The sequence below is a fragment of the Campylobacter sp. VBCF_04 NA7 genome (genome assembly GCF_027737405.1).
Taxonomy (GTDB): domain Bacteria; phylum Campylobacterota; class Campylobacteria; order Campylobacterales; family Campylobacteraceae; genus Campylobacter_B.
The window spans coordinates 1-25619 of record NZ_JAOVTT010000001.1 but is presented as its reverse complement, the minus strand read 5'-3'; the positions used below and the strand labels follow the sequence as shown (position 1 = coordinate 25619).

21 protein-coding genes are annotated in these 25619 nt (G+C 41.4%); 14 read left to right on the top strand and 7 right to left on the bottom strand.

The window, feature by feature from the left end; translation table 11 throughout:
- The first annotated feature begins 4 nt into the window (after positions 1 to 4).
- From OFO00_RS00105 to OFO00_RS00085, 5 genes are all read left to right on the top strand, one after another.
- Positions 5 to 1288 carry a MotA/TolQ/ExbB proton channel family protein gene (locus OFO00_RS00105; protein WP_270864385.1) on the top strand — a complete coding sequence of 428 codons (1284 nt, stop codon included), beginning with the start codon at positions 5 to 7 and terminating at the stop codon, positions 1286 to 1288.
- Positions 1278 to 2288 (top strand): OmpA family protein, encoded by a 1011-nt coding sequence (locus tag OFO00_RS00100; RefSeq protein ID WP_270864384.1) that lies wholly within the window; start codon positions 1278 to 1280, stop codon positions 2286 to 2288. Before OFO00_RS00105 ends, OFO00_RS00100 begins: the two co-directional genes overlap by 11 nt.
- Positions 2275 to 3255: a 1-aminocyclopropane-1-carboxylate deaminase gene (locus tag OFO00_RS00095; RefSeq protein WP_270864383.1), complete on the top strand. Its 981-nt coding sequence runs from the start codon at positions 2275 to 2277 to the stop codon at positions 3253 to 3255. The genes OFO00_RS00100 and OFO00_RS00095 overlap by 14 nt, the downstream gene beginning before the upstream one ends.
- Positions 3256 to 6360 (top strand): Eco57I restriction-modification methylase domain-containing protein, encoded by a 3105-nt coding sequence (locus OFO00_RS00090; RefSeq protein ID WP_270864382.1) that lies wholly within the window; start codon positions 3256 to 3258, stop codon positions 6358 to 6360. It begins immediately after the preceding gene.
- A 341-nt stretch (positions 6361 to 6701) separates the two neighbouring features.
- Positions 6702 to 7904: an MFS transporter gene (locus OFO00_RS00085; RefSeq protein WP_270864381.1), complete on the top strand. Its 1203-nt coding sequence runs from the start codon at positions 6702 to 6704 to the stop codon at positions 7902 to 7904.
- Positions 7905 to 8368: 464 nt separating this feature from the next.
- On the opposite strand, the gene sdhE is transcribed toward OFO00_RS00085, so the two are convergent.
- From sdhE to OFO00_RS00070, 3 genes are read right to left on the bottom strand one after another with little or no spacing between them, the layout of a single operon-like run.
- On the bottom strand, positions 8369 to 9226 hold the full coding sequence (gene sdhE / locus OFO00_RS00080; RefSeq protein WP_270864380.1) for an 8-methylmenaquinol:fumarate reductase membrane anchor subunit: 858 nt from the start codon (positions 9224 to 9226) through the stop codon (positions 8369 to 8371).
- 11 nt (positions 9227 to 9237) lie between these two features.
- Positions 9238 to 10209, bottom strand: coding sequence for a succinate dehydrogenase/fumarate reductase iron-sulfur subunit (locus OFO00_RS00075; RefSeq protein ID WP_270864379.1), 972 nt, complete (start codon positions 10207 to 10209; stop codon positions 9238 to 9240).
- The gene (locus tag OFO00_RS00070) at positions 10209 to 12068 is read right to left on the bottom strand and encodes an FAD-dependent oxidoreductase (RefSeq protein ID WP_270864378.1); all 1860 of its coding nucleotides are present in this window, start codon (positions 12066 to 12068) and stop codon (positions 10209 to 10211) included. The genes OFO00_RS00075 and OFO00_RS00070 overlap by 1 nt, the downstream gene beginning before the upstream one ends.
- 138 nt (positions 12069 to 12206) lie before the next feature.
- On the opposite strand from OFO00_RS00070, the gene OFO00_RS00065 reads away from it, so the two are divergent.
- Positions 12207 to 13112 (top strand): LysR family transcriptional regulator, encoded by a 906-nt coding sequence (locus tag OFO00_RS00065; RefSeq protein WP_270864377.1) that lies wholly within the window; start codon positions 12207 to 12209, stop codon positions 13110 to 13112.
- A 175-nt stretch (positions 13113 to 13287) separates the two neighbouring features.
- On the opposite strand, the gene OFO00_RS00060 is transcribed toward OFO00_RS00065, so the two are convergent.
- The 4 genes from OFO00_RS00060 to murJ form a co-directional block, all read right to left on the bottom strand.
- On the bottom strand, positions 13288 to 14439 hold the full coding sequence (locus tag OFO00_RS00060; RefSeq protein WP_270864376.1) for an MFS transporter: 1152 nt from the start codon (positions 14437 to 14439) through the stop codon (positions 13288 to 13290).
- A gap of 258 nt (positions 14440 to 14697) precedes the next feature.
- A complete protein-coding gene (locus OFO00_RS00055) occupies positions 14698 to 16413 on the bottom strand; it encodes an ABC transporter ATP-binding protein (RefSeq protein ID WP_270864375.1) in 1716 nt (571 codons plus the stop codon).
- 19 nt (positions 16414 to 16432) lie between these two features.
- Positions 16433 to 17836 carry a cysteine--tRNA ligase gene (gene cysS, locus OFO00_RS00050; protein WP_270864374.1) on the bottom strand — a complete coding sequence of 468 codons (1404 nt, stop codon included), beginning with the start codon at positions 17834 to 17836 and terminating at the stop codon, positions 16433 to 16435.
- On the bottom strand, positions 17823 to 19220 hold the full coding sequence (gene murJ / locus OFO00_RS00045; protein WP_270864373.1) for a murein biosynthesis integral membrane protein MurJ: 1398 nt from the start codon (positions 19218 to 19220) through the stop codon (positions 17823 to 17825). The genes cysS and murJ overlap by 14 nt, the downstream gene beginning before the upstream one ends.
- Before the next feature lie 81 nt (positions 19221 to 19301).
- On the opposite strand from murJ, the gene OFO00_RS00040 reads away from it, so the two are divergent.
- From OFO00_RS00040 to OFO00_RS00005, 8 genes are read left to right on the top strand one after another with little or no spacing between them, the layout of a single operon-like run.
- Positions 19302 to 20405 carry an MlaE family ABC transporter permease gene (locus OFO00_RS00040; protein ID WP_270864372.1) on the top strand — a complete coding sequence of 368 codons (1104 nt, stop codon included), beginning with the start codon at positions 19302 to 19304 and terminating at the stop codon, positions 20403 to 20405.
- On the top strand, positions 20402 to 21142 hold the full coding sequence (locus OFO00_RS00035; RefSeq protein ID WP_270864371.1) for an ABC transporter ATP-binding protein: 741 nt from the start codon (positions 20402 to 20404) through the stop codon (positions 21140 to 21142). Before OFO00_RS00040 ends, OFO00_RS00035 begins: the two co-directional genes overlap by 4 nt.
- Positions 21143 to 21151: 9 nt before the next feature.
- Complete coding sequence (locus tag OFO00_RS00030) at positions 21152 to 22057, top strand: MlaD family protein (RefSeq protein WP_270864370.1); 906 nt, start codon at positions 21152 to 21154, stop codon at positions 22055 to 22057.
- Between the two features lie 2 nt (positions 22058 to 22059).
- Positions 22060 to 22620, top strand: a complete 561-nt coding sequence (locus OFO00_RS00025) for a hypothetical protein (protein WP_270864369.1) — start codon at positions 22060 to 22062, stop codon at positions 22618 to 22620.
- Positions 22617 to 23171: a Holliday junction branch migration protein RuvA gene (ruvA, locus tag OFO00_RS00020; RefSeq protein WP_270858847.1), complete on the top strand. Its 555-nt coding sequence runs from the start codon at positions 22617 to 22619 to the stop codon at positions 23169 to 23171. Before OFO00_RS00025 ends, ruvA begins: the two co-directional genes overlap by 4 nt.
- A 24-nt stretch (positions 23172 to 23195) precedes the next feature.
- Positions 23196 to 24233, top strand: coding sequence for a D-alanine--D-alanine ligase (locus OFO00_RS00015; RefSeq protein WP_270858848.1), 1038 nt, complete (start codon positions 23196 to 23198; stop codon positions 24231 to 24233).
- A gap of 51 nt (positions 24234 to 24284) precedes the next feature.
- Complete coding sequence (locus OFO00_RS00010; RefSeq protein WP_442867895.1) at positions 24285 to 24509, top strand: prevent-host-death protein; 225 nt, start codon at positions 24285 to 24287, stop codon at positions 24507 to 24509.
- Positions 24499 to 25227 (top strand): alpha/beta fold hydrolase, encoded by a 729-nt coding sequence (locus OFO00_RS00005; RefSeq protein WP_270864368.1) that lies wholly within the window; start codon positions 24499 to 24501, stop codon positions 25225 to 25227. The genes OFO00_RS00010 and OFO00_RS00005 overlap by 11 nt, the downstream gene beginning before the upstream one ends.
- Positions 25228 to 25619 lie beyond the last annotated feature (392 nt).

The following is a 25619-nucleotide window of genomic DNA, read 5'->3' as shown; positions in this document are numbered from 1 at the left end:
TTTCATGGAAAAAACAACAGAAATTTTAGATTTAACGCTTCCTGAAAATCCAGAGCGCTCACTACTTGGCGTTTATCTGAAAATCGTGTTTGTTCCTGTGGCGATTTTCGCCATATTTTTGTTAGGATTTTTGAAGGTAATCAACTTCAAAGTCGAGCTTCACTCGATCGTAATGATGGGCTTTTTGCTCATCATTGCGCTATTTTTGGCTAGGCATAATGCTGAATTTGGCTGTTTGAAATTTCAAAATAGTATCGAAAATTTTAAAATTCAGCTTAAAAACTACATCGTCGAAAATCTCCTTAGCATAGGGGCTAAGAAAAAGTCCGACGCTAAATTTGAAAATTTCGTAGATGAATACTCGCACTCGCTTCGCAATGACAACTACGCCTCTGTCGCGGTGGGTGTTTTCCCAATGCTGGGCATTTTGGGCACATTTATCAGCATTGCGATTTCTATGCCAAATTTCTCATCATCAAATATCGCAAATTTAGAGACCGAGATTGCTGGGCTTCTAGGTGGCGTTGGCACGGCGTTTTATGTGTCGATTTATGGTATTTTTCTAGCGCTTTGGTGGATTTATTTCGAAAAAAAGGGAATTAGCAAATTCGAAAGATTGCTTTTAAAATACAAAAACGCTACAAAAAACTTTTTTTGGAGCAAAGAGGAAATCACGCAAAGCTACCTTAGCGAGATACTTGATCGCAACGCCGAGGTTTCGCGCTCCTTCATGGCTATGGCTTCAAATACCCTTAGCGATAGCCTAAATGTCGCAATCGATGAAAAAATGCAAACACTTCAAGGCATAATTGACGCCGAACAGCGCGCCCTTGCGCTAACCACAAGTGAATTAGAAAGGGCTAATGAAATGATACTAAATGCCAACCTAACTCACGGCGAAATCAGCAAAAATTTCGACCAAATTCTATCGTCTTTAAAGGCCGTTACGAGCAATATGGTCGAGATCCAAAACGGCATTTCAGCGGGATATTTGAGCTTTTCGAAATCATCTGAGCAAAAGAGCGCAAATCTGCAAACCAGCGCAGACGCCCTAAATCAGGCAATCGTGAATTTTACCTTGCAGATCAAATCCCTAAATGAAAATATGCTAAGCGAGCAAATTAACGCAAGAGAGAGCTTTAAGGCAAGTTTTAAAGAGCTAAATGACGAAATCAAATCGCTTTTTGATTCTAGCCTAGGCAAAAACACAAGCTCAGAGGGTATCATCGACGAGCTACGCAAAACGCTTCAAAGCATAGACGAAAAAGAAAACCAAAATGAAGAGTAAAACCAGCGAAAAAGAGACCTTTTGGATAGCTTACGCTGATTTAATGGCGGGGCTTTTGTTTGTCTTTATTTTACTAATCGGCGGGATTATCGTTAAGTATTATTTGGTGCAAGACGACCTCAAAGCCCAAACCAGCGAGCATGAAAAGACTATGGTCGCTCTGCAATCCTCGCAGAAAAAATCCGCTGAATTAGAGGCTTTAAATAAGATTTTTTCCGAACAGCTTGAAAAGCTAAATGTCGAAAACACCGACCTTCGCAAGCAAAATTCGATCTATTTTATCCAAATCGAAGATCTAAGCGCCATGGCAGAAAAACTCAAAAAAGAGAATTTTGACATTAGCGAGCTTTTGAAAAACACTCGCACCGAGGCTACCGAAAAAGAGATAAAAATCGCGTTTTTGCTCGATCAACTAACCCAAAAAGAGAGCGATTTCAATAAAATTTTGCATGATTTAAATGTCACCAAAAACCGAATTCGCAATCTAACCGGTCAAAAGGTCAAACTAATCGCCGAGCTTAAAGAACGCCTAGGCGGCAAAATCCGCATAGACAGCGAGAGCGGGGCGATGACGCTAAACTCGTCAGTGCTTTTTGATAAAGGTTCGAGCGAGCTTAAAAATGATAGCAAAGAGAGCTTCAAAACCGCGCTAGAAGGGTATTTTAGCGCGCTTATGGATAATGATGAAATCAGAAATAGCCTAGATCAAATCATCATCGAGGGCCACACAGACAGCGACGGCGGGTATTTATACAACCTAGCTCTTTCGCAAGAGCGCGCGCTAGCAGTTATGAATTTCATAAACGAGTGGAACAAAGACGAGAGATTGCAAAAATACCTAATCGCAAGCGGTCGCAGTTATTCTCAGCCTGTGCTAACTGGCGGCGTCGAGGACAAAGACGCAAGCCGTCGAATCGAAATCAAATTTACGCTTAGCAACAAAGAGGCTATGGAAGAAATCCGCAAATTTTTGGAATTTGACGCAAATGCGACAAGATAGCTTTGGCGGGGCGCAATACTCGCGCGAGCTCTCGCAGCGTGCCATAATCTCGCCTGAGTTTGAAGCCCATTTGCGCGAAGTAGAAAAGGCGCAAAAAACAGGCGAAATTTCGCTACAACCTCCACAAATCCAAAAGATAAAAATCGAAAATTTTAGCTTTGCAATTTTGCGTGATGATTTGATTGGGATTTTTAACGGCAATAAAGCAAGGAAGCTTCAATCCTTGCTCGGTGCCGATTTGCAGGGCATTTCAAAGATTGTAAGCTTTGGTAGCTCGCAATCAAACGCTATGTATAACGAAAGCGTTTTTGCCCGCATAAAAGGGCTAAAATTTCAGTTTGTCATCTCGCATTTAAGCGAAAATTTAAGCGCGCGCCCGTGCGGGAATTTCGCCGCCGCACTAGAAAATGGCATGGAGATTTTCGTGGCGCAAAATCGCCGTGAGTTTGCGCTTAGCCTTTGCGATGAGAGCACGATTTTTATCGAAGAGGGAGTTGCACAGGGCGAAGCTGAGGCTGGATTTATCGCGCAGGCTAAATTTATCGAGGAGTATGCGCGCGAAAATGGGCGAGAATTTGACATTTTTTTGCCTAGTGGCACTGGCACGAGCGCGGCGTATCTAGCCAAACACAGCCGTTTTCGCGTCTTTACCACGCCTTGCGTGGGTGATTGCTCGTATCTGAGAGAGCAAATACTAGCCCTAGATCCGCGCTCGGGCGTGCAAATTTTGCCCCCACCACGCAAATTTCACTTTGGCAAACCTTACGCCGAACTTTATGAAATTTGGCAAAAAGCCCGTGCGCAAACCGGCATAGAATTTGATCTCATCTACGACCCCGTGGGACTTCTCACACTTTTGGCTAACCGCGAAAAATTCACAAACGAAGTCCTATATATCCACCAAGGCGGAGTGCTTGGCAATATCTCGCAACTGCAACGATATGAGTATAAATTTAAAAGGAAATAAATGGCACTTTTCAAAGAAAAAATCATCAAAGAACAAAAGCAAGATGAAAAAACTCTAAACGAACGCTACGCAAATTTATTAAAATTTCAAGCTAAAATCGAACTTCTAAAAACCATAAAAGAAGAAGAGTATCAAACGGCTTTTTTGCAAGATATTTTTGAAAACTGCTTGGGCTATACGCTAAAAACGACAAATCCACAAAATTTCAATCTCCAACGAGAGAGCAAAAACGAAACCGACGGCAAAAAAGCAGACGGCGCAATCCTAGGCGCAAACAGCGAAGTCATCGGCGTTATCGAGCTAAAAGACCAAAAAACGCACGATTTGAACAAAATCGAAAATCAAGCCTTTAATTATCACAATTCAAACTCAAAAAGCCGTTATATCATCATCTCAAATTTCGATGAAATTCGTCTATATATCGACAAAAAGACAGCTTACGAAAAATTCAGCCTTTTTACTATGACACGAGATGAATTCGAGCTTTTTCACCAAATTTTTTGCTTCGAAAATATAAATTCGTTTAAAACTATTGATTTGCGGGACAAAAGCGAGAATTCAGATAGAGAAATTTCAAAAAGACTTTACGCTGATTTTAGTGAATTTCGCCTAAAACTCTTTGAAAACGCCGTCCAAGAAAACCCGCAAATTTCGCCAAAAGAAATTTTAAGCCTAGTGCAGAAACTCTGCGACCGCATAATTTTTGTCCTTTTTGCCGAAGATTACGGACTTTTGCGCTCAAATTTCGTTGCCGATATCCACGAGCAGTGGCAAAACCAAAAATTCACCGATTTTAGCCTTTATGAAATTTGGCAAATTTATTTTGACGCTATCGACAAAGGAAACGACAAACTGGGTGTCCTAGCTTACAACGGCGGACTTTTCGCCACCGACGAAGCTCTAAATTCGCTAAGGCTTAGCGATGAAATTTTACAAAGCTATATCGCCAAACTCTCATCTTACGACTTTGCTAGTGAAGTTGGTGTGAATATCTTGGGTCATATTTTCGAGCAAAGCCTAAGCGATTTAGAAGAGTTAAATTCGCAAATAATCGGCGAAAAATTTGAAAAAACAAACTCTAAACGCAAGAAAGACGGCATTTTCTACACGCCTGAATACATTGTGAAATTTATCATTAGCCAAACGCTAGGCGAGATTTGCGAAAACGAAAAGTCAAGGCTAAATTTGCACGAAATTTCACTTCCCAAAAACCCAAAACGCCTTAGCAAAGCAGAAACGCAAACGCTCGAAAATATCCGTGCTTATAAGAATTTTTTGCTAAATTTAAAAATCATCGACCCTGCTTGTGGAAGTGGAGCATTTTTAAACGGGGCTTTGGATTTTCTCATTAACGAACACAAAAACCTAGATAAATTTCGCAAAATTTACGAAAACGAAGCTTTGCCGTTATACGACATAGAACCCCAAATTTTAGAAAACAACCTTTTTGGCGTAGATATTAACGCCGACGCTGTGCAAATCGCCAAACTCTCGCTTTGGCTCCGCACCGCGCAAAAAGGGCGAAAACTGACTGATTTATCAAACAATATAAAATGCGCGAATTCGCTTTTAGATTTCCCTTTTAATTTCAAATTTGACTGCGTCATCGGCAATCCGCCGTATATCAGAGTGCAAGGTTTAAAAGCACACCACGAACAAGAAAGTAAAATTTACGAACAAAAATTTACTTCTGCCACAGGAAATTACGATATTTATGTGCTTTTTATGGAACAAGGTTTTAAGTGGCTTAACAAAAACGGCAAATTAAGCTTTATTTTGCCACATAAATTTTTGATTTCAGATTTTGGAAACGGAATTCGCAAATTTTTAAGCCAAAACAAAGCCCTTGAAAAACTCTATCATTTCGGTAGCCACAGCGTTTTTAGCGACGCTTCGACTTATACTTGTATTTGTATTTTATCGCACGATAACCAAAAGCTTAAATTTACACATTTAAATCCAAATGAACTAACAAATTCGCTAAATTTAAACGAAATTTCATATCAAAATTTAAGTAGCGACAAATGGAATTTAACAGACAACAAAACAGCAAATATTTTAGAAAAGATAAACTCTCAACCGCTAAAAGTAAGCGATGTTTTTGCTAAAATTTTTGCAGGAATTCAAACAAGTGGAGATAATGTTTATTTAGTGCAAATCACCAAAAACGGACTTTATTCCAAAGCATTAGATAAAATCGTCGAAGTCGAAAACGGACTTTTAAAACCGATTTTAAAAGGCGAAGACATTAAACGCTATGCGAATTTAGTTAATCGCTATTTTGTGATTTTTCCATATCTGCTTGAAAACGGCAAAGCAACGCCTATGAGCGAAGAGTATATAAAATCAAATTTTCCAAACGGCTATGAATATTTAAAAGCAAATGAAGCTTTTTTGCGTGGTAGAGAAAAAGGCAAAATGGATAAAGATGGCTGGTTTTTATACATTTATCCAAAAAGTTTAAATTTGATAGATAGTAAAAAATTAGTTGTGCCTGATATAACTTTTGGAATTCAAATCGCCTTTGATAATGTCGGTTATGGTATAAATGGTAGTAGTTACGGAATAGTAATAAATGATGAATTTGGCGAATTTATAAAATTTTATCTTGCAATATTAAATTCAAAACTTTTATGGTTTTATCTAAAAAATATAGGCACAGAGCTAAGGGGCGGATATTTTAGATTTAAGACAAATTATATAAATCCTTTTGGCTTACCAAAACTTGCAAATTTAGACGAACAAAAGCCGTTTATTCAAAAAGTTGATTTGCTTTTAGATTTAAATAAAAATTTGCAAAGCGTAAAAACTGAATTTTTGCGTGAGTTAAATTTAGAAAAAATACCGCAAAAACTAGCCGAATTTGAAAATTTAGAATTCGACGAATTTATCAAAGAATACGCAAAAGCCAAAAAAGAAAAATTCACAGACAAACTCGCCGAAGTGAAATTTAAAAACTACTATCAAGGCTTTTTTGGCGAATACAAATCACAAGTGCTGTCTTTGAAATCGCAAATTTTAAGAAGTGAAAACGAGTTAAATTCACTTGTTTATGCACTTTATGACTTAACCGCCGATGAAATCGCCTTAATCGAAAACTCTTAATTCTCGCAATGCCCAATCTGTCATTGCGAGAAACGGCGCAAGCCGTTTCGTGGCAATCTACGAGCATAAATAATCCAAACGCAAATTTCGTGTCATTGCGAGAGCCGAAAGGCTCGAAGCAATCCAGTAAAATTTATAGAGAATTTCAATTTATTAAATTTTATTTAAATTTCCCTGGATTGCTTCGCTTCGCTCGCAATGACAAATCAATGCGCATTTCGGGGCAGTATTTGCAATGACAAATCAGGGCGAATTTATTCCACTAGCTCGCAATGACAGCAAATCCAAAACACATAATTAAGCCAAATTTGGCTAAAATGCGGGGTTTTTGAAAGGCAAAAATGGTTAGATATTATATTTTACTTCGCAATTTTCGCAACTATCGTTTGCTATTTAGCGCGGGATTTATCTGCATGTTTGGCGTGTGGTTTTCGATCGTAGGTATCGCTACGCTACTAATCGAGCTGGGCGCGCCTGTGTGGGCGATCACCGCTGTGGGCGTGGTGTCGTTTATACCGAATATATTTTTAGCCCCGATTAACGGCATTATCGTGGATAAATTTCGCCCAAAACCCCTAATGGTGAGCATGTTCGCCATAGAGATTGTGACGATTTTCATGCTGATTTTTATCAATGATTTGGCGTATTTGTGGCTGCTTTTGGGCATTGTCGTGGTGCGAAGCGTGGCTGGGACGCTCTTTTATCAAACCGAGTCTTCGACCCTGCCGAAATTTCTACCAAAGCCGTATTTGAAGCTAGCAAACGAGCTAACTAGCATTAGTTGGACGATTACTTATACCCTTGGTATGGCGCTAGCTGGGGTGTTTATACACTATTTTGGGGTTAGGGCGGCGTTTATTTTGGATTTTTGTTTGTATGTTTTTTCGTTTTTTATCCTAATTCGCTTGAATTTTAAAGATATTGCAGGAAGTAGCACGCAAAGCGCGATAAAAATGCTAAAAGAGGGCTTTACTTACATACGCTCGCGCCCTTTGGTGGTGCATTTAATCGTAATTCACGCCTTTGTGGCGGTTACGACTTATGATAATCTCATCGCGCTACTTGCGAAATTTGAGTATAAAGAAATCCTAAGCGCGTCGCTGGTGATTGGGCTGATGAATATGGCTCGCTCAGCCGCGGCGTTTTTTGGGCAGATGTGGCTGACGCGCATTGTAAATTTAAAACGCTATTTTTGGATTTTGCTAGGGCAGGGCGGTGGAATCATGCTCTGGGCGGCGTTGGAGTTTAATTACTGGCTTTCGTTTATCGGTATCGTGATGGCTGGATTTTTTATCACGACGGTGTGGTCGTATTCTTTCACGCAACTCCAAAGCCATGTCGATAGGGAGTTTTTCGGGCGGGTGATTGCGTATAACGATATGGCGTATTTCATCGTCGCAACTCTGACCTCAGCGGCTATCGGTGCGCTGTATTCGCTAGGGCTGGCGCTGTGGCAGATAACATTTCTAATGGGATTTATGTTTATAATCGCTGCGATGTATTATAAATTTATCGTGTATGATAGGTATCTAAGCAAGGAGTGAGGTTTGGCGTAAAATTTGCCTAATTTGTCATTGCGAGAGCCGAAAGGCTCGAAGCAATCTACGAGCATAAATAACCAAAACGCTATAATCCGTGTCATTGCGAGCGTAGCGAAGCAATCCAGAGAAATTCAAATTCAAAATTCTACTTAAATTTTGCAAAAACACTGACCTTAAATTTTGAAGTCGTAGATTGCCACGAATTTTGCTACGCAAAATTCTCGCAATGACAGATTATGCAAATTTTGCTCGCAATGACAATAAAAAACATTTCTCGCAATGCAGGTTGTAAGCATTGCGAGAAAAAGTAAATTGAAAGGAAGGATACTTTGAACTCTCCCGCGTTAGCGGGAGGTTGCTGAAATTTATCAAATTTTAAATTTTGGCAAAATTCAGGGCGAAATTTACTCAAATTCAGGGCAAAATTCAGCCAAATTTATCAGCCAAATTCGCCCCAAATTTCACACTTACGACACTAATTTTGTCGCGTCTTGGATATTTATATCAAGACCTAGTTCTTTATCGCTAAGTCCGAGTGCAAGGCCAACGAGCTGAGATAGGTGGGTAATCGGCTTGCGGATTTTGCTACCTTGCGCGTCTTGATAGCGGTCTTGGTAGATATCAAGCTGCATTTGACACAATGGACATGGGGTTACCACGACATCTGCGCCGTTTTTATCGGCGTCGCCGACGATTTCGCTCGACATTTTTTGCACTGATTTTACAGCTGGATAGCTAGCGTGGAAACCGCAGCAATCAAGTCTTTTTTCAAATGGCACGATTGTAGCTCCAAGCGCACTAACTACGGCTTCGAAGCTTTTTGGGTTTGTTGAGCTCTCTTTTTTAAGCACTCGCTCTGGGCGCAAGCTGTGGCAACCATAAAAAAGCGCTACTTTTAGCCCAGAAAGCGGTTTTTTCACCTTTGATTTGAGATTATCTAAATCCTGATAAAGCTCCCAAAGCAGGCTTGTAACTTCGACCGAGCCTTTATACTCCATATTTCCGACTTTCAAAAACTCGTTTATGCGGTTTTTCGCCCCCATATCTAGGGATTGTTTTGCCTTGCTTAGGGTTAGCATACATGTCGAGCAAGTAGTTAGCACAGGCATATTCATACCCTCTGCTAGGGCTAAATTTCGCGCATTTGCTACGAGTGCGGCTTCTGGATCGACGCATTGTGCCTGAGAAGCGCCACAGCAACTCCAACCCTTAATCTCATTTAGCTTGTATCCTAAAATCGGCGCGATTGCTTCGATTGAAATTTTTGACTCTTTTGCTGCTTGGCTTAAAACACAGCCTGGGAAAAATGCAAATTCTTTACTCATAATTTATCCTTTTATTTGCTTTTGTTTTGTGCCGCGCGTGCAGCTTCTACCATTTTGACTAAATCGTCGTGTCCTTCGATTTTTTCGCCACCAAAGACATGAAGCGGATTCATCTTGCCAGCCATCATCAAATCCACCGCAATGCCTGTTTTGCCGACATTGCCCCAGATACTTTCTGAGCGAAGAGCAAGTTTGATTTCATTTAGGCGTCCATCGCCTTCGACCATATCGAGTAAAAAGGCTTCTGCGTGTCCTGGTCCGCTGACATCTGTCATTACATTTTTTTGCATTGACATAGCACGAAGCATTGAGATATCTTGCCATGCGCTGATTCCCTTCGGACATCTATCCATACACTCTTGGCAATGCACGCAGTTCCAAAGGCCGTTTGTAATGGCTGGTTTTAGGTGATCGAGTGGTTTGGACTCGCGTGAATCGTAAGCCGAGCGAAACGCATGAACAAATACAAATGGTTGCATATAATCGCTTGCGTCCGCGCCTAGTTTGTTACACTCTGACGCACAGCAACCGCATAAAATGCAGTCCCAGGATTTTTTGATGAAATTTATCTGTTCTTGGGATTGCTCTACGCCTTTTTGGCTGTTGTATTCGCTGCCCGGGTTGATTCCTGGGCGAACCTTGCGCAAATTATCAATGCTAGGTTCCCAATCGACTACTAAATCATTAATAACCGTGAAATTCGCAAGTGGTGAAATTCTAAACTCATCAGCGTTGTCGTATTCTTCGAGTAGCTCTGTCATTTTGGTATCACATGCTAGATACGCATGGCCATTTACTCTCACACCACAAGCGCCACATATCGCCATACGGCACGCTGCTGTGAAATTTAGCGTAATGTCTAAATTTTGTTTAATGTATTGAAGTAGCATTAAAAGCGTCATTTCTTTGGCTTTTTCGTTATCTACTTCGTAAGTGCTTACATATTTTTTAGTGCCGTCAAATCTATCAATGATAACTTTCATTAGTATTTCCTTTCTTGTGGTTGAAATTTAGTTATTCTAACCTCGGTGTAATCAACTTGCGGTTCGCCGTCTTTTAGCGTAACTAATGTGTGTTTTAAGAAATTCGCATCATCTCGTTTAGGGAAATCCTCTCTGGTATGCGCCCCACGGCTCTCTTCGCGTCTTAGAGCGCCGATACAAGCACATCTTGCAAGTGTGATTAGGTTGCCAAGCTCTAAATAATCAATAAGTGCTGTGTTGAATTTCAAATTTGGGTTTGCAATTTTTAAATTTGCGTGGCGTTTTTGGAATTCTTTCAAATCCTCAACATGTTTTTCTAGTTTTTCACCAGTTCTGAAAATTCCCATATTATCCCAGTTTGCTTTGCCAAATTCTTCTCTTAATGCGTAAAGTTCGTTTGCGTCACCATTTCCGCTAGTGATATCTTTGATTTTTTCTCGCCAAGCGTTTGCGATTTCTTGCGCTCTTTTTCCTGAGCCAAATGTAGGATTAGCATCTGCATACGCTGCTGCGCCCTCGCCACCGATTTTGCCAGTTACGGCTGCGTCTGTTAGGCTATTTCCTCCCAAGCGGTTTGCGCCGTGAATCGAAGCACAACTTGTCTCGCCCACAGCGAAAAGTCCTGGCATTTGAGTGCTCATTACTTTATAATCAGCGGTTTCGATTCCGCCCATTGAGTAGTGCGCGGTTGGGCGAATTTTGATTGGTTCTTTTACTAAGTCCATGTTTTCAAAAAGCATTCCGACATGGCGAATTTGCGGTAGTTCGTTCATAATCTTTTCTTCGCCTAGGAAGGATACATCTAGCAATACATACGCGCCCATACCCTCGCCAAAGGCTCTGCCTTCGCGAATTTCAGTCTCGATTGAACGCGCTACGATATCGCGTGGGGCCAACTCTTTTTTGGCTGAGTATTTTTCCATAAATCTTTCGCCTTGATTATTTAGCAAAATTCCGCCTAATCCACGGGCTGCTTCTGTGATTAGCGCGCCGCCGTTTCTAACGCCTGTTGGGTGGAATTGAAGCATTTCTGGATCTTTGAAAGCTAGACCTGCGCGAAGTGCTGCTGCTATGCCATCGCCTGAGGCGTTAAATGGCACAGAGGTGCGGTTGAAAAACACCCTAGTATAACCGCCAGTAGCCAAAACTACGGCTTTGGCTAGCACTGGGACTACATCGCCGGTTTTGATATCTAGCAAGACTACGCCCTCGCATTTGTCGTCTTCCACGCTAATGTCTAGCAAATAGTGATCGAGCAAAAATTTTACTCCGCTTGAAATCGCCTGATCTAGGCATGTGTGCATCATACTAGCGCCTGTTTTATCGGCTGCATAGTTGCAGCGCTCGTATTTCGCACCACCTGCGAAACGGCGCGCGACTGTGCGGTCAGCCATGCGGTTAAATGGCATACCTGCGTTGTTTAGCTCATGGATTGCCTCTGTGGCTTTGATAGCGAAATTTTCGATTGCGTCTTGATCGCCTAGGTAGTCGCCACCTTTGATAGTATCAAACATGTGAAGCTCGTGATTATCGCCATGCTCGAAGTCGATAATGCCGTTGATTCCGCCCTCAGCCATACAGGTCGCGTTGCGAGAAGGCATACCTTTATTTACGACGACGACGCCAAGATTTGGGTTTTTCTTGCGGACTGCGACCGCCGCTCTTAGACCTGCGCCACCTGAGCCGATCACCAAAACATCGACGCTTGGTAAGCCATTAGCGTTGCCAAGTGGTTTTGGGTTGCCATTTTCGTCTTTTGGTGCGTCGCTAGCTAGGCCATTGCTTGCCATACCAAGCGCACCAACGCCGATACAGGCGGATTTGATAAAATTGCGTCTGCTGAAATTTTGCTCTTTCATCATCTCTCCTTACAGGGAATTTTAAATCAGTCTTAAAAAATAAAACTAATGGGCGAAATTTAGCCTAATATTTAATATAAGTTAAATATTATTAATGATATAATGTCATAAGATTTTTTATATCACAGGGGGTAGAAAATGAGATTTAGACGCATGGAACTCGTGCTAAAAGTAGCGGAGCTTAGAAGCTTCACCAAAGCCGCAAATGCACTCAAAATCCCGCAACCATCGCTTTCTCAAAGCATAGCAGCACTTGAAAAAGAGTTAGGGATTGAGATTTTTAACCGCAAAGAAAATCCCATAGGATTGACCCAAGCAGGTGAAATTTATCTTGAAAAAACAAGGTTGATTTTGGGAATTTTAGATGATTTACACACTGAAATTTCAAATTTTAACTCTTTAAGAAAAGGTAAAATTTCGCTCGGTTTTTCGCAAAACGGCTATATACTTTTGCCAAATTTGCTTTCAAAATTTGTAAAAAAATACAAAGATATCGACGCCAAAATCACGCAGTATGGCTCGACGCTGAGGATTAGGCAGATGATACTTGACGGCGAATTAGATGTAGGCATGCTGATACTGCCTATCGATACGCAGGGTTTGGAATACACTGAAATTTTGACACAAAATGTCTATTTAGCGCTCCCTAGCACTCACCATTTGTCGCTGAAATTTAGGGACGAAAAATACCCAGAAATTTCGATAAATTTGGTAAAAAATGAGAAATTTATCCTGCCAACGCAAAATTTGCGCTCACGAAAGGGCTATGATGAGCTGTTTGCAAAGTGTGAGATAGAGCCAAAAATTTTGTGCGAAATCGAAACCTTCGATATTGCCAACACTATCGTCGCAAACGGCGTGGGAGCGTGCTTTACAATACCGCAAATGATAAAAAGCGATAAGGCAAATTTGATAAAACTTTTTAAAATTTCAGAATTTAGCGAGAAAAAAACTTTGGTTTTGGCCTATAAAAAAGACAAAAAATTAAGCAAAATCGAAAAAGAATTCATCGCTCTTGCCAAAGAGCTAGCGGGTAAAATTTAAAAAATTTTGCCTTTTTGCTGTCATTGCGAGGCGCGATAACGCCGAAGTAATCCAGTAAAATTTAAATTCAAAATTCTACTTAAATTTTGCAAAAACACTGACCTTAAATTTTAAATTCGTAGATTGCCACGAATTTTGCTACGCAAAATTCGTGCAATGACAAATCTAACAAATTTTAAATTTTAGGGGCGATTTCGGGGCGGAAGTATGCGAAAACGAACAAAAACACCATTGCTACGAAAAATACCGCGCTAAACCCATCTGCACCGAAAACTTTCATCGCCCCGCCTATGATTATGGGCGAAAAAAACGATGAGAGCGAATACGAAAACAAAAGCGAGGCCGAGATTTGCACGCGCGAGATTGAGGAGCTGTTTGTAAAGGAATCGTTCGCGCGCGCGATTGCGAGCGAGTATAGCGGAAAAACGCCAAATCCTAGCAAGAAGGCTAGGGCGCATTTGACCTCGAAATTCCCAGTGGCAAACAGCCCCAGCGCCGAGCATGCGCCGATTGCGCACACTAGCATTATCGCCTTGCGCCTGCCGAAAAAATCAGACACGGGGCTAGCAAAAATCTGCGAAATGAAGCCCCCGACCATGGCTAGCCCCATAAACCAGCCCACTTGGCTGACATTTCCACTTCCAAGCACATACACGCTCGCCATTGAAAAAAATCCGTTTATCAAAATCCCGCCGCAAACTGCCGTCGCAAGCGCAAGTGGCGGCAGAACGGAGATTTTTGGCATGCAGATTGTGGCTTTTTGCGCTTTTGCGGGCGGGTTGAAACGCATAAATTTCAAAGGCACTAGCCCAAAAAGTATGAAAAATCCGCTTAGAAAAAAGATTAAATTCGCGCTTAAATTTAGCGCGATTATCCCCACACCCACGGTAAATGCGCCGTAAAATACGATCTCATACACGGCTAGGACGCGTGAGCGGATAGAGTTTGTGATTTTGGAGTTGATCCAGCTTTCGATTATCATCAAAAGTGCGTAGTAACAAAACCCAAGCCCGAAGCGAAGTATCGCCCAAAACGCCAAATTTGCGCTGATATCGTGGGCTAGGGCGCATAGCGCAAAAATCGTGCTAAAAATATAATACGAGCGCACATGAGCGAAGTGGCCGATGATCGTGGGCGTGAAAAACACGCTAGAAATGGCGCCTAGGAAGAAAAACGATGAGATAATGCCGATGATTAGGTCGCTTTGGCCACGCATTTTAAGTATGACGCCGGCTGATGATAAGGCTAGCGCGTCCCCGATAAACATAAAAAAAATCGCTAGAAATAGCGCACTTAGCGTCCTTGCCGCACGCAGGCTTTTAAACATAAATATCCTAAAAATTGAAATTCAAGCTGATATTTTACTTGAAATTTGAAAAATTCAAGGTTAAATTTGCAAAATTTGCTGTCATTGCTAAATTTAAGTAGAATTTTGCTCTACATTTTTCTGGATTGCTTCGAAAACTTCGTTTTCTCGCAATGACAGCAAATTTAGCTTGGTAATTTTTACTCGTAGATTGTTTCGCTTTCTACGAAAGCTCGCAATGACAAATTGGGCACGAAATTTGGACAAATTTTGCGAAATTTAATCCTTCGCTAGACCCTTTAAAATCCTGTATTCATCGCAATTCGCGCTTAGTGTTTCATCATCGCCCATTGCGATAATCTCGCCGTTTTTGACCACGGCGATTTGGCTGGCGTTTTTGATAGTGGATAAGCGGTGAGCGATGACAATTACGATTTTATCGGCCTTTATCTTTTCGATGACAGATGAGATTTCCTTTTCGCTGGCGTTATCTAGCGCGCTCGTGGCTTCGTCGAAAATGAGAATTTGCGGGTTTTTATACAGCGCGCGTGCAATTGCTATGCGCTGGCGCTGTCCGCCTGAGAGATTCGCGCCAAACTCGCTTAAAAGCGTGTTTATGCCATCTTCCATCTTGGCGACAAATTCATAAGCATTGGCAAGGCGCAGTGCGTTTATGACGCGCTCTTCGTCAAATTTAGCGCCGTAGCTGACATTTGCAGCGATTGTATCGTTAAAAATATAAATGCGCTGGCTCACAAAGCCGATATTATCCCTCAGGCTTGCAATCTCAAATTCGCTAATCTCGTTGCCGTCAAAAAGTATATTTCCGCTTTTGGCGTCATAGTAGCGCATTATGAGATTTACTACCGAGCTTTTGCCACCGCCGCTATTTCCCACAAGGGCTAAAATTTGCCCCTTTTTGACGCTAAAATTTATATCTTTTAGCGCGATTTTTTCATCATAGCTAAGTGAGACATTTTCGAAAGAGAGCGTGGATATATCGCCCATTTTTAGGCTTCCGCCGATTATGGCTGGCTCTAAATCAATTAACTCGAAAGTCCGCTCAGTAGCAGCTGTGGCGTCTTGCATTTTATTATGCAGTGATGAGACCTTTTTTATCGGCGTATAGACCATAAAAAGCGCGGTTAAAAAGCTAAAAAAGCTTCCTATGCTCATCTTGCCCTCGATGACCTCTTTGCCACCTACGATGATAACCACAGCCACGCCAAGTGCGCCAAGCATCTCCATTACGGGGCTTACGAGCGAGTTTGTAATTATTGCCTTTAAATTTAGCTTGAAAAATTTTGAGTTTTCTTCCTCGAAGTGTTTTACTTCGAAATTTTGGGCGTTGCTGGCCTTTACGATTTCGATATTTGTAAAAATTTGATTTAGAGCCGATGTGATATCAGAGGTCTTTTCTAGCGATTGGCGCGAGACCTTTTTCATGCGTTTGGCTAGGCGCGATAGTGGATAAATCGCAGCCGGAAAGACCACGAGCGCAAAAAACGAAAGCTTAGGGCTATTGTAAATCACCACGCCAAGAAGCCCAAAAATGGTGATGATTTGTGTGACGAAATCAGGTATCATGTTTGAAACCACCGTGCGGATTCGCTCGATATCGTTCATCGTCCTAGAAATCAGCTCGCCAGTGCTGTGTGTGTTGAAAAATTTCAAATCTAGCCTAATTAGCTTTGAAACGAGCAAATCGCGCAGTCTGCGCACGGTATCTTGCCCGATAAATGAAGTGTAGTATGTCTGGATAAATGTGCCGGCACTTTTCATCGCAAACACCGCTATAATCGCAAACGCAAGCGGGTAGAGATAGAGAGTGTTTTTCTCGACAAAGATATAATCAAGCACCGGTTTTACCAAATACGCGCTCGCAGATGTCGCAAGCGAGGTCATAATCATACCCAAAAATGCCAGCGCAAACTGGATTTTATAATCAATCAAAAATGGTTTAAATCTTGTTAAAATTGTCTTAAAATCGTTCAAAACTCTTCCTTAAATTTACTTATTGCGCGCTTTTTTCCCAAATCGTGCCACTTGGCGTATCCATAATCTCGATTTTCATCGCTGTAAGTTTGGCGCGAATTTCATCGGCTAGGGCGAAATTTTTCTGCTTTTTAGCTTCGCTTCTTTGCTCGATTAGACGCAAAATTTCGGCTCTTTCATCATCGCTTACGCCAAATTGAAAATAGCTAACCTCGTCCATATAAAGCACGCCAAGGGTATTTTTGACAAATTCTAAATTTGCTAAAATTTGCGCTTTAAAAGCCTTATCTTTTGGGTTTTTATCGAGTGCTTCATTTGCGCAAGACACCATTTCATCGACACAGGCAAGCGCGCCAGATGTGTTTAAATCATCGTTTAAAAACTCTAAAATTTTACCCCTAAATTTGGCTTGCTCGCAAGGCAAATTTTGCGCCATATTCACCCTTTTTTTAAGGCGGTAAATTTTATCAAGGCGTTTTTTGCAGGCGAGCAAATCATCGATTGTGTAGTTGAAATTTGCCCTATAATGCGAACTCATCAAATAAAATCTCAAAGCCTCGCCAGGCACGAGAGCTAGGGCGTCTTTGACAAAAAAGCTATTGCCTAGACTTTTGCTCATTTTTTCGTTATTTACCTGCACGAAGCCATTGTGCATCCAGTATTTAGCCAAGGCTCTATGCTCGCTACATCTGCACTGTGCGGCCTCGTTTTCGTGGTGCGGGAAGAGTAAATCAGCCCCGCCAGCGTGGATATCAATGCAAAATTTGGCGTCATGGCTATCTAAATGGGCTAAAATCATCGCCACACACTCGCTATGCCAGCCTGGTCTGCCACGCCCAAATGGCGCCTCAAACCACGCCTCGTCGAATTTCCACAGCGCGAAATCTTTTTCATTTTTTTTCTGCTCGTTTGAAACCACGCGCGCAAACTCGCTGTTTTGATCCTCTGCTTTTTTGCCGCTAAGGCTTAAATAATCGCTATCTTTGGTGGTATCAAAGTAAATCCCATCGCCTGAAATTTCATACGCATAGCCCAAATTTAGCAAATTTGAAACAAGGGCGCAAATTTCACTGATATTTTCGGTCGCTTTGGGCGAAATGTCGGCGTCACGGACATTTAGCGCGCCCATATCGTCCAAATATCGCTTGGTGTAAAATTCTGTAATCTCGCTTAGAGTTTTTCCGCTCTCGCTCATTTTCTTTAAAATTTTATCGTCGATATCGGTGAAATTTCTAGCAAATTTCACATTTTTGCCCTGCGCTTCTAATGCGCGCCTAAGCAAATCAAAGCTAATCGCACTTTTAGCATGCCCCAAATGCGCGTCATCATACACAGTCGGTCCGCAGACATAAATTTTAATCTCATCTTCGTTAAGCGGGATAAATTCGACCTTTTTTTTACTTGCAGTATCATAAATTACCATAATATAAACCTTTTAAAACATATAAAATTCCTATTTCAAGCGCGCAAAGCCCTAGAATTAGAAGGATTTTTTTAGCCTTGATTATAGCCAAAAAGTTATTAAATCCAAAAAAATAGAGATTGAAAACAAACAAAAATCCCCCTGTAATCGAGCTAGCAAGCGCCAAACCCACAGCCCCAAATGGTTTAAAGAATAGTGCGCACAAAACTACATTTATAAAGACACACCAAAGCGAAATTTTCGCACTTAGCTTTTGTTTCATGTGCGCATACAGCCAGTGCGAAAAAATGCGCGATAGCCCAAATGGCAGCAGTCCTACCATATACGCTGCCAAAACAGCCGCACACTGGGTCGTGTTAGTGGCAGTGAAATTTCCGCGCTCAAATAAAATTTTGGTAATCTCGTGCGAGAGCATGATTCCGCCGATTGTGGAGAGTGCCAAAAGCGTCAAAAGCATGTAAAATCCGCGCTCGATTAAATTTAGCGCCTCTTTTTGGTTGTTTGTTTTGATTTGTTTGGTTAGTCGCGGGAAAATCGCCGTGCTAAGCGCGATCGCAAAAAGTGCGAGCGGAAGCTGAAAAATGCGGTTTGCGTAGTATAGATAGCTGATACTTCCGCTGGCTAAAAAGCTAGCAAAAAATGTATCTATAAATGAGCTAAGTTGCAAAGCGCTAGCCCCTACAACTCCGGCAAAAAAGTTGTTATAAAAGCCCTTAGTTTGCGCTTTTGCGCCGTTTTTTAGCCTAGCAAATCCGCCCAATAGCACTCTTAGCATACCGGTAAATTTCAGCGCATACACATGCACCAAAAACTGCAAAAACCCGCCCGCTACGACGCCACAAGATAGATATAAAACGATACTTCGCTCATCTTTACCACGAGCCAAAAGCAAAGCGGCAATCATAGCTAAATTTAATAAAGCGGTAGAAAACGCCGTAGTGGCGAAATGATCGCGGTATTGAAGCATAGAGGCAAAAAGTGTAACGATAAAAATAAAAGCTAGATATATGAAATTTATGCGCACAAATGGCGTTGCTAGCGTGATTTGCTCGTCTGAAAAACCATAAGCTAAAATTTTAGTAAAAAACGGCGCGAACACCCACACAACCGCGGTTAAAAACAAAATAAAAAGAAAAAATCTAATCAGCACGGAAGCTGCGAAAATCCCCTTTTTTTTCGAAGCGGTAAAATTTGGCAAAAACGCCTGCGTAAAGGCACCCTCGCCAAAAAGTCGTCTAAATAAATTTGGCAGTTTAAACGCCACAAAAAATATATCGCTATATACACCAGCGCCCAAAATAGAAGCCGTCAGCAAATCGCGCACAAAGCCCAAAATGCGAGAAGCTAGCGTTCCGACGCTGTTTGTAAAAAACCCTCTAAACATAATTCCTCGTTAAATTTTATAAAATAAAAAGATAGATTATAATATAATTTCGCCTATTTTTTGATTTTGAAAGAGGATATTTTGCAAAATTTGCCATTTTCGCTCGATACGCAAAACTTCATCAAAACCCTAAAATTTGAGGGTAGCTGGACATATCGAAGCGGAAAAAAACAGCTTGATTTACTTAAAAAAACACTATCAAATTTAGACAATTTCGTAGCAGATTTTTCAAATGTCGAAAAGCTGGATTATTTCATGGCTTATAGCATTAAAAATTTAATGCGTGGCAAAAGCGTGGAATTTAGGAGCCAAAATCCAAAAATAGAGAAAATTTTCGAATTTATTAGCGATGAGAGCATAGACCATAATTTTATGCCAAAAGTGCATAGCATGGGGATTTTGGCTCAAATCGGGCTGTATTTTTGCGCAGGCTGGGCTGGGATTGTAAATCTAGCCACATTTTTGGGCGAGTTTTTTTGCAAGGTATTTTCGCTATTTTTGCACCCGCGCAAATTTCGCCTCAAAGAGACCGTAAATTTCATCAAAGACAACGGCATTGATTCGCTTTTTATCGTGGCTTTGACCGCGTTTTTAATCGGCGTGGTGCTAGCTTACATTGGCGCAGATATGCTATCGCAGTTTGGGGCTAGTATTTATATCATAGATATTATGGGCGCTCTAACCATGCGCGAGATTGCCCCGCTAATCGCAGCGATTGTCATTGCTGGGCGCTCTGCGTCGAGCTTTACGGCGCAAATTGGCGTTATGAAAATCACAGAAGAGATCGACGCGATGAAAACAATGGGCTTTGATCCGTTTTATTTCCTCTCAATGCCACGAATTTTGGCTATGGTGATTTGTATGCCATTTATCATTTTTATCGCAAATTCAATATGTATTTTCGCTCAAATGATAGTTTGCGAGGCGTATTTGGAGATAGGATTTTTGGATTATTTGGATAGATTTAAATCAAATGTCGAAATTCGCCACTTTTTCGCCGGTATGATAAAGGCTCCGTTTTTTGGCGCATTTATCGCAATAATTGGCTGTATGAGAGGATTTGAGGTCAAGGGAAATACCCAAAGTATCGGCGAATACACCACAATCAGCGTGGTAAATGCGATATTTTGGGTCATCGCCATAGACGCGATTTTTGCGATACTCTTCTCGGAGATTGGGCTGTGAGCGAGATAATAAGCGCAAAAAATGTAACCACAGCGTATGGTGCGCGCATAATGCACGATAATGTGAGTTTTAGCGTGAAAAAGGCTGAAATTTACGGCTTTTTGGGCGGAAGTGGAAGCGGAAAAACCACTCTAATGAAAACGCTGATTTATCTAAACCAGCCAAAAAGCGGCGAGATTAAAATTTTTGGCGAGGATATTTGGAGCGTGGGTGAGGATAGACGCAATGAAATTCGCCTAAAATGCGGTGTGATGTTTCAATTCGGCGCGCTGTATAGCTCGATGAATGTGCTAGAAAATGTAGGCGTGCTACTGCGCGAATACTCAAATTTTAGCGACAAAGAGATTAACGAGCTTGCTATGTTTTGGATACAAAAGGTAGGCCTTAAAAAAGAGAGCGCAATGCTAAATCCAAACGAGCTAAGTGGCGGTATGAAAAAGCGTGTTGCGCTCGCTAGGGCATTGGCATTAAGCCCTGAGATTTTATTTTTAGACGAGCCAAACTCAGGGCTAGATCCGCTTAGCTCGCGCGCCCTTGATAGGCTAGTGTGCGAGCTAAGAGATAATCTTGGCGTAACCGTAGTAATGGTAACGCACGATGTGGATAGTATTTTTGATATACTTGATAGATTTTTGATAGTCGATAATAAAAAAATCATCTTTGAAGGGGCTTTGAGCGAAATCGAAAAGCTAGAAAATAACCCGCTTGAAGAGCTATTTAAAATGAGAGCGAAATAGGAGCAAAATTTGGAAAATAGAACCTCATATACAATCGTGGGCGCATTTGTTATGGCGTGTGTGTTTGCGCTTACAGCTTTCGTGTGGTGGATGCTAACTCGCACCGATACTAGGGAGACTTACAGATCGTATTATATCCATACTAAGGAGCTTCCAACTGGAATTCGCGAGAATTCAGATGTCAAATTTATCGGCGTAAATGCTGGAATTATCAAAAAAATAGATTTTGTCGATATCGAAAATGCAATAATCGAAATCGAAGTATCGCTTAAAAGCAAACTCCCTATCTCGCGAGATAGTATCGCCAAGGTCGAAACGCAGGGGATTAGTGGAATTTCGTTTTTAAATATCACAAAGGGAAGTGGCGAGCTATTTAGCGAAAATGAAGAAAAGCCAATCATCGAGCTAGATAAAACCCTGCTCGATAAAATCGGCTCCAAAGCAGAAGTTATCACAGATAGTGTAGGGCAGATGATATTTAAAATCAACTCGCTTTTATCGCAAGATAATATGAAAAAAGTCGATGAAATTTTAACTTCGCTTAACAAATTTAGCGCCGAACTTAGCGATGAGAAGAAATTCAACGAACTAAATGCATTAATGGCGAATTTTAATACCCTAATGACGAATTTAAACGAAAGAGAGCACGAATTAGACGAAATTTTGGATAAATTTAATGCTTTTGCCAGCAGTGCGACGCGCCTTTCAAATTCGCTCGAAAAAACAAGCCAGATTATGTCAAAGCGCGTAGAGCGGGGCGAATACAATCTCAAAGCCATACTAGATCCTACCCTAAACGAGGCCAAAACCACGCTAACCGAGTTTAACAAGGCTTTGCGAGAATTTCAAGGCGCGATGTTTAGGCTAGAAGAAAATCCGTATGAATTCTTTTTTAGAGATACCAAAAAGGACTGAAAATGAGAAAAATTTTATGCGCATTTAGCGTAGTTTTGGCGGGAGCTTTACTGGGAGGCTGTTTGGCAAAGAGTGCCAAGCCATATACTTATTACGAGCTTAAATACGACCAAAAACACTGCGCCGCGAAGTCAAATTCACGCAAAAATATCTATATCGAGAGTGTAACTGCGACAAATTTAGTCGATAGACGCGATATTTTAATCGTGGATTGGAAATCTCGCACGAGATACGCAAGCGACGCTAAATACATAACAATGCCAAGCGAAATGCTTTACAAAGCCCTAATCGACGCGGCGTTTTCGACATGCGCGCTAAATCCGATTTTTGTGCCACAAGAAAGAGATTTGCGCCTAAAAACCACGCTTATCACGCTTCAAGTCGATGGCGATCACGCTAAAATCACGATTGGATACGAGTTTTTAAATGCTGTGCAAAGCATAAAATCTGGCGTGATTACAAAGCGAGTTTTCGTGCCAGATCCAAGCTCACAAAGCATTTATAACGCGACAAATTCAGCGTTAAATTTGGCAATTGATGAAATTTTAAAGGCAATTCAATGATAGTAGGATTAGAAGGAATCATCACGCACAAAGAGCCCACCAAATGCGTGATAAAGTGCGCTAGTGGCGTAAGCTATGCTGTGGCGATTTCGCTAGGGTGCGGTGCTAGGGTAGAGCGGGGCGAGAAGGTGGAGTTTTTGATAACTCAGATTATCAGAGAGGACGCAAATTTGCTCTATGGATTTTTGGAGCCAAAAGAGAAAAATATGTTTGAAATGCTAATCAAACTAAGCGGAATAGGGGCTAGCACGGCAATGGCTGTGTGCTCATCACTTAGTGCGGAGAGTTTTTCTCGCGCGATTATCACGGGCGATAGCGCGCTACTAACGAGCGTGCCAGGGATCGGCCCAAAGACAGCTAGACGCATAATCGCCGAGCTAGGGGACGCGAAACTAATGGAGTTTGGCGAGAGCGAAGTGTATAAATCAGAGGCGATGAGCGCGTTAGAGAGTCTAGGCTTCAAACGCGATAGAATCAGTAAAATTTTGCTTGATTGTATCAGCACAAATACGGCTGATTTGATCAAAGAAGCATTGAAAAAACTAGCATAAATTTAAAATTTACAAGGAGAAATAATGAAATACGGTATAGTTTTTGGTGGTCAAAGTTATGAACACGAGATTAGTATAATCTCTGCAATCGCGGTCAAAGACGCGTTAAAGGGCGAGAGTTTGGCGTTTGTTTTTTGCGATAAAGATAGGAGATTTTTCTTAATCGAAGAGAAAAATATGCGCGCAGTGTATTTCAAAAACGGCGAATACACAAAATCAAAAGAGCTAAATATCTCAAACGGCGGATTTTATATGAGTGGGGGTATGTTTGGCAAAAAAAGCATGCTTGAAGTGAGCGTTTATGTGAATTTGATCCATGGTTGCGACGGCGAGGACGGAAAATTCGCAAGCCTTTTTGAGTTTTTCTCAATCCCTTATATCGGCCCTAGAATCGAGGCTAGCGTGCTAAGCTACAACAAAATTTTAACCAAATACCTAGCGCAAATCGCAGGTGTAAAAACCGTGCCATTTGAAATCGTCAATCGCAACAGCTTGCCGAATTTCAACTTCCCAGTCATCATCAAACCCGCTCATTTGGGTTCTAGTATCGGTATCGGCATAGCAAAATCAGAAAAAGAGTTCGACTACTGCATGGATAAGGTCTATGAGCTAGATGATAGCGCAATCGTCGAGCCATATATGGAAAATATCAAAGAATACAACCTAGCAGGGGCTAAAATCGACGGCAAAATCGAGTATTCCTTCATCGAAGAGCCGAAAAAAGAGGGATATTTGGATTTTGGTAGAAAATACCTTGACTTTTCGCGCACTGGCGTGGTCGAAGAGGCGCAAATCGGTATGTCGATCGAGGATAAGATGAAAGATGCGTTTGCCAAGCTTTATAATGTCGGTGGATTTGAGGGGGCGCTGATTAGGTGCGACTTTTTCGTGCAAAATAACGAAATCTATCTAAACGAGATAAATCCAAATCCAGGAAGTATGGCAAACTACCTATTTAGCGACTTTGCAGAGGTTTTGGGCAAGCTAGCTACTTCGCTTCCAGCCTCTAAGGAAATTCCGATTTCGTATGATTTGATAACAAAAATTTCAGCGAATAAATAAGCTAAATTTAAAAATTTTACGCTAAATTTTGCGTAAAATTTTACATAAGGATTGTTTATGTTAAATAAAGACGAAATTTACACAGCGACGGAAATGGCGAGAAATTTTAGCTCAATTTTAAAAAAACTAAATAGCCAAGAGATTAAAAAGGCTATGATTGTCAAAAATAATAAATTTGAGGCCGTAATGCTTAGCATGAGCGAATACGAGCGCCTAGAAAAGGCAGTCGAGCTACTAAAAGCGATTTATGGTAAAAAGGGTCAAGATGGCCAGTAAAACCATAAAATTCGGTGGCAACGAATACAAAATCAGCTACGAAATCGAAAATTTCAGCGTCGAGCCGTATATTTTGGTTTTGCACGGCTGGGGCGCGAAAAAAGAGCTTATGCAGAGGGTTTTCGAGGCGAAATTTTTCCCAAATTATAGGCTAGTTTTCGTGGATTTGCCCGGATTTGGCGCTAGCTCACAGCCAAAATTCGCGCTTACAAGCGAGGATTATGCCGGGATAATAAGAGAGTTTATCGCTGCGCTTGGAGGCGCACCAGAGGCCATTATGGGGCATAGTTTCGGTGGCAAGGTCGCCACACTGCTTGCGCCAAAAAGGCTGATTTTGCTAAGCTCGGCTGGGATAATCGAGCCAAAGCCTTTGAAGGTGAGGGCGAAAATCGCGGTGTTTAAATGCCTAAAATATGTCGGGTTGGCGAAATTTTGGCGATTTTTTGCTAGCAAAGACGCTTCTGGTATGAGCGAAGAGATGTTTGGGACGCTAAAAAATGTGATTCGCGAGGATTTCGAGCCGATTTTTGCCGAGATTAAACCCGAAAAAACGCTGATTTTTTGGGGTATTAGCGATACAGCCACTGCGCTTGGTAGCGGAGAGAAAATCCACTCGCTCATCAAAAATAGCAAATTTTACCCGCTTGATGGGGATCACTTTTTTTTCATAAAACACGCGAAATTCATCGCAGATACAATCACGGCTGAATTTAAATAATCCAAAATTAGTTATTTCTCATTGTTTGTCATTGCGAGCGAGCACTGCTCGCATGGCAAAGTGGATTTAAATTTGAAATTTTACGCTTTCCATTGTCATTGCGAGCGAACGACAGCGGAAAATTTCCCCTGATTTGTCATTGCGAGCGAGTGTAACGAGCGTGGCAATCTACGAGTTAAAATAACCAAACGCCATAATCCGTGTCATTGCGAGGAGCAAGGCGACGAAGCAATCCAGTAAAATTTAGAGAGAATTTGAATTAATCAAAATTTATCTGAATTTCCCTGGATTGCTTCGCTACGCTCGCAATGACAGCAAAAACACACGCTTTAAATTTTTAAATTCGTAGATTGCTTCGCTTTCTACGAAAGCTCGCAATGACAATAGCGGGC

What these genes read in the sequence shown, in the direction of transcription:
- OFO00_RS00105 (WP_270864385.1), top strand. Translation starts at nt 5, where the DNA reads ATGGAAAAAACAACAGAAATTTTAGATTTAACGCTTCCTGAAAATCCA.
- OFO00_RS00100 (WP_270864384.1), top strand. Translation starts at nt 1,278, where the DNA reads ATGAAGAGTAAAACCAGCGAAAAAGAGACCTTTTGGATAGCTTACGCT.
- OFO00_RS00095 (WP_270864383.1), top strand. Translation starts at nt 2,275, where the DNA reads ATGCGACAAGATAGCTTTGGCGGGGCGCAATACTCGCGCGAGCTCTCG.
- OFO00_RS00090 (WP_270864382.1), top strand. Translation starts at nt 3,256, where the DNA reads ATGGCACTTTTCAAAGAAAAAATCATCAAAGAACAAAAGCAAGATGAA.
- OFO00_RS00085 (WP_270864381.1), top strand. Translation starts at nt 6,702, where the DNA reads ATGGTTAGATATTATATTTTACTTCGCAATTTTCGCAACTATCGTTTG.
- sdhE (WP_270864380.1), bottom strand. Translation starts at nt 9,226, where the DNA reads ATGAGTAAAGAATTTGCATTTTTCCCAGGCTGTGTTTTAAGCCAAGCA.
- OFO00_RS00075 (WP_270864379.1), bottom strand. Translation starts at nt 10,209, where the DNA reads ATGAAAGTTATCATTGATAGATTTGACGGCACTAAAAAATATGTAAGC.
- OFO00_RS00070 (WP_270864378.1), bottom strand. Translation starts at nt 12,068, where the DNA reads ATGAAAGAGCAAAATTTCAGCAGACGCAATTTTATCAAATCCGCCTGT.
- OFO00_RS00065 (WP_270864377.1), top strand. Translation starts at nt 12,207, where the DNA reads ATGAGATTTAGACGCATGGAACTCGTGCTAAAAGTAGCGGAGCTTAGA.
- OFO00_RS00060 (WP_270864376.1), bottom strand. Translation starts at nt 14,439, where the DNA reads ATGTTTAAAAGCCTGCGTGCGGCAAGGACGCTAAGTGCGCTATTTCTA.
- cysS (WP_270864374.1), bottom strand. Translation starts at nt 17,836, where the DNA reads ATGGTAATTTATGATACTGCAAGTAAAAAAAAGGTCGAATTTATCCCG.
- murJ (WP_270864373.1), bottom strand. Translation starts at nt 19,220, where the DNA reads ATGTTTAGAGGGTTTTTTACAAACAGCGTCGGAACGCTAGCTTCTCGC.
- OFO00_RS00025 (WP_270864369.1), top strand. Translation starts at nt 22,060, where the DNA reads ATGAGAAAAATTTTATGCGCATTTAGCGTAGTTTTGGCGGGAGCTTTA.
- ruvA (WP_270858847.1), top strand. Translation starts at nt 22,617, where the DNA reads ATGATAGTAGGATTAGAAGGAATCATCACGCACAAAGAGCCCACCAAA.
- OFO00_RS00015 (WP_270858848.1), top strand. Translation starts at nt 23,196, where the DNA reads ATGAAATACGGTATAGTTTTTGGTGGTCAAAGTTATGAACACGAGATT.
- OFO00_RS00005 (WP_270864368.1), top strand. Translation starts at nt 24,499, where the DNA reads ATGGCCAGTAAAACCATAAAATTCGGTGGCAACGAATACAAAATCAGC.